This window comes from Veillonella sp. CAG:933 (assembly GCF_000431435.1).
In the GTDB taxonomy this organism is placed as follows: Bacteria; Bacillota; Negativicutes; order Veillonellales; family Veillonellaceae; genus Veillonella_A.
The window spans coordinates 1-3,913 of sequence record NZ_HF986188.1; the positions used below are offsets into that span (position 1 = coordinate 1).

A 3,913-nucleotide genomic window follows, 5' to 3' on the forward strand; every position below is an offset into this window, starting at 1 on the left:
AGCCACACACACTTTTTGTCCTATAAGCCTGAGATTACTATATAAAAAATAGACACTAAAAGTACCTGTAAATAGAATACTCTTTAGTGTCTAAAGTAAATTATAGGGTTTGTTGTTTATCGTTGCTGCTCGTGATTCAGTGGACTTGCCACTCTCGTTCGTTGCGGGCGGGCTACTCGTTTCTGCGGCCAGATAGCCGGTAAGCCGTATTTGTTCGGTTTTGACGAACCGGGGATGACGAGTAGGATTAAGTTTACAATCCAAATGAGTACTGCGAAGGCGGCACTGGTAGATTTAATCGGCAAGTACGGGTAGGTAAAAGCGATGAATATACACCATAAAATACCTATAACGCCGTGGAATGAAAAGTCTTGGAAGCGCCTTGCATAGAGTACGAAATAGAAGGACAAGAGGACCGAGTGGCCCGAAAAACTTAATATACGGACACCCCAATAGGCAATGAGGATAACTACACTATCCATCATTGTGGCAATCATGGTGTTGAACAGTCCGACTACGATGGTCATGCCGATGAGGCCGATTAAGAATTGTAATCGGTTCAAGCGCCCTTGCAGATATAATATTTTTATTTGCTTGACATAACCCCAACGGGTAATGGTAAAGGCGATAAGCCCCATTACAAACGCCTGGCCTATGTTAAATAGAATATCCATAAAATCTTCCTTTACTAGTAATAGAACTTCATTATTATATCATATTTAAATATTTGACGCCATATAGGGCGTTTTTTTAACAAATTGCATAATAATAAGTTAAAAAATATGTAAAGAATGGGAAAAGTTCTTCACCGTAAATAGTAAGGGGAAACGATTAAAATTAAGTTAAAAGGGGATACATAAAAAGACGCAACAGGGAGAAACTGCTGCGCCTTTTAGAGAGAAAGGATTAATGAGATGTATATCCAAGAGGTAATGGTGTGTAGGACATTACCTCTGAGGACATCGTGTTAATAATTTAACATTAATTTTTTATAAGAATGATGTATGCCATACTAGCGAATTATGTTACGAAGGCCTTTTACAAGGAAGAGGGCCACTACGATACCGATACCGCTGGTTAAGAAGGAAGCCGGTAAATTACCTACGGCTACCATAAAGCTGTCCAATACGTATGCCCAAGCTACCAAATAGCCAAGGGCTGTCCAAACGGCACCGACCAGCATGGCGCTCAAAAGACGGGCAAAGGTTGCTTCCCGAGCTTTTAACGGATTAGGACGAAAACCGACAATCATGTAGCCTACAACGAGGCCGGAAATACCCTTGATTACGATGGAGAACAGGGTATACGCTGAATGGCCCATGACTAAGTCGAATAGACCTGAGCCGATGGCACCGGCAAGTCCGCCGTAGAGTCCGCCAAAGAGGGCTGAAATAGTAAACAGCGCAGCGGAACCGAGGTGAACCATGCCGCCACCGGGTAATGGAATAAGAAACGTGGTAGCTAAGGCACAGATGGCGGATAGCATACCGATATAAATAATATCTCGAACTGTTAAATTCACAACAAAGACCTCCCAAGACAGTCCCTTTAGTGACTGTCTATTTTTTATTTCAAATTTATTTAATTAACGCGGTCAAACGTCCCAAGAGGCGTTCAAACAACAAGCCGTCACGCATGGAGCCGATGGTTTCGTGCGTATATTTTACGGCATCGGTGGTAAAGTTGGCGGCGATTTCGGCACTCTTTAAGGTGTCGTAGCCCTGCATCAAAGCGCCGGTTAAGACAGCGGTGAAAATGTCGCCCGTGCCGTGAGCTTTTACCGGTACAAGGCTGGTGCTTACCAATTGTAATTCATCGGTTTCGCCGTCGTAAACAGCTACGATGGCTTCTGTCTGATGAGGTACACCGGACATGATGACATGACGGGGACCTAATTCGTGAAGTTCTTTACAAAGCTGACGAATTTTAGCTTCATCCACTGTTTCCGGTTCATATTTATGACCCAAGAGGAAGCTTGCTTCCGTGTAATTTGGTTTAATAATATCCGCATGAGCAATGAGTTTGCGCATTTCCTGTACCATCGTGTCGTTATAAACGGAGTATAATTTGCCGTCATCCGCCATGGCCGGATCGACGATGATTGGTTTATCTTGGCCAAAGCGTTCAATCGCTTCGATTACGATGTGGATTTGTTCCGGGGAAGCGAGGAAACCGCTCTGAATGGCATCAAAGGTGATGCCGTTTTTTTCCCAGCAATCCATGAACGGACGAAGATGTTCGGAGAAGTCGACCATTTCATAGTTTGGGTATTCCAAGTGGTTGCACAGTAAAGCCGTTGGGAACGGTACCGCTTGGGAGCCGAAGGCGCTGAGGAGCGGCATGGCTACCGTAAGGGAACAACGACCAATGGAGCTCATATCTTGAATGGAAAGGACTACCGGAACTGGATTCATAAACATACCTCTTTTCTAAAAATAGGCTTACCAAAGGGCAAGCACGTTTGATTTCGTTTGTATGAATAACATTTTAAAAAAATATGTGTCATATGTAAATATACAGAATTTATATTTTTGATAGGACAGATGGAAAGATGTATACAGAACACATGTACTAAATTGAGAATTACTGCATCGCAAATGACCACGACTCGTGTATAATATATATATAAAAATTATCAACTAAGGAGTGTGATGATTGGTGGGTACCTATTTATTTAAACGTCTCATCGGAGCCGTGGTTGTTATGTGGGCCATAATTACGATTACCTTTATGCTCATGCATGCCATCCCGGGCGGACCGTTTACGGAAGAAAAGAAATTGCCGCCTCAGATTAAGGCGACCATTGAAGCAACCTATCATTTGAATGATCCGGTTTGGGTTCAGTACACAGATTATATGAAGCATGTGGTGCAGTTTGATTTGGGACCGTCCTATAAGTACTTGGGCCGTTCCGTCAATGATATTATTGGCGAGTCGTTCCCCGTGTCGGCACAGCTGGGCCTTGGCGCCTTGGTGTTTGCCGTAATTGGCGGCGTGGCGGCCGGTATCGGCAGTGCGTTGAAGCCGAACACATGGCTGGACTATATCATAACCTTCGGATCTACCTTGGGAATTTCCGTGCCTACCTTTATCATCGGGGCACTTCTGGTATATTGGTTGGGCTTTGTGTGGCCGATTTTTCCGGTGGCGCTGTGGAAGGGACCGGCCTATATGGTGTTGCCGATTTTGACCTTGGGGGCACAGCCGATGGCGTTTATTGCCCGACTTACCCGCTCCACCATGCTCGACGTCATGCAGCAGGAGTACATTAAAACGGCACGGGCCAAAGGCTTAGCCAATTGGGATGTTATTATGAAACATGCCATAGGAAATGCTATCTTACCTGTTTTGACTTATTTGGGGCCGCTGGCGGCGGCGCTGCTTACGGGTAGTTTTATCGTAGAAACAATTTTCGCCATTCCGGGGCTTGGGAAGTATTTCGTAACATCCATCTATAATCGCGACTATACGGTTATTTTAGGGGTTACCATTTTCTACAGTGCTCTCGTAGTAGGTTTTAACCTGTTGGTGGATTTATTGTATCCATTCGTAGATCCGCGCGTTACTATGGAAGAGGAGGATGAGTCATGAAGCTGACCGACGATTTCTTGCCGTTGCGTGCTCATGGCACGACGGCCGATGTGACCGCCGAAGTGGTGTATCGTCCGCGTCCCAATGCGTGGCATCGCTTAAAAGAAAATAAATTGGCTCTCTTTGGGCTGTTCATTATTATATGCATGTTGTTACTGGCTATCGTAGGGCCGTGGTTATCGCCGTATACCTATGCGGATCAGAATCTGGCGGAAGCCAATCAGGCACCGTCAGCGGCGCATTGGTTCGGTACCGATACGCTGGGCCGTGATTTATATGTGCGCGTTGTGTATGGCGCTCGTATTTCCTTGGCTGTCGGTTT

5 protein-coding genes are annotated in these 3,913 nt (G+C 45.2%); 2 read left to right on the forward strand and 3 right to left on the reverse strand.

From position 1 onward, the window contains the following. Positions 1-116: 116 nt before the first annotated feature. The 3 genes from QZL64_RS04665 to QZL64_RS04675 all read right to left on the reverse strand — a co-directional run bounded on the left by QZL64_RS04665 (position 117) and on the right by QZL64_RS04675 (position 2,414). Complete coding sequence (locus QZL64_RS04665; protein ID WP_021840836.1) at positions 117-674, reverse strand: DUF805 domain-containing protein; 558 nt, start codon at positions 672-674, stop codon at positions 117-119. Positions 675-1,012: 338 nt separating this feature from the next. Beyond that, on the reverse strand, positions 1,013-1,522 hold the full coding sequence (locus tag QZL64_RS04670) for an ECF transporter S component (RefSeq protein WP_021840837.1): 510 nt from the start codon (positions 1,520-1,522) through the stop codon (positions 1,013-1,015). A gap of 55 nt (positions 1,523-1,577) precedes the next feature. Further along, entirely contained in the window at positions 1,578-2,414 is an 837-nt protein-coding gene (locus tag QZL64_RS04675) for a pyridoxamine kinase (protein ID WP_021840838.1), read from the reverse strand. A 244-nt stretch (positions 2,415-2,658) separates the two neighbouring features. On the opposite strand from QZL64_RS04675, the gene QZL64_RS04680 reads away from it, so the two are divergent. Next, a complete protein-coding gene (locus QZL64_RS04680; RefSeq protein WP_156705223.1) occupies positions 2,659-3,591 on the forward strand; it encodes an ABC transporter permease in 933 nt (310 codons plus the stop codon). Continuing rightward, a partial coding sequence (locus QZL64_RS04685; RefSeq protein ID WP_369665155.1) for an ABC transporter permease occupies positions 3,588-3,913 on the forward strand: 326 nt, incomplete at its 3' end. The genes QZL64_RS04680 and QZL64_RS04685, both read left to right, overlap by 4 nt.

Bases quoted from the DNA above. Each gene is read 5' to 3' on its own strand.
- QZL64_RS04665 (WP_021840836.1), bottom strand. From the start codon at position 674: ATGGATATTCTATTTAACATAGGCCAGGCGTTTGTAATGGGGCTTATC.
- QZL64_RS04675 (WP_021840838.1), bottom strand. From the start codon at position 2,414: ATGAATCCAGTTCCGGTAGTCCTTTCCATTCAAGATATGAGCTCCATT.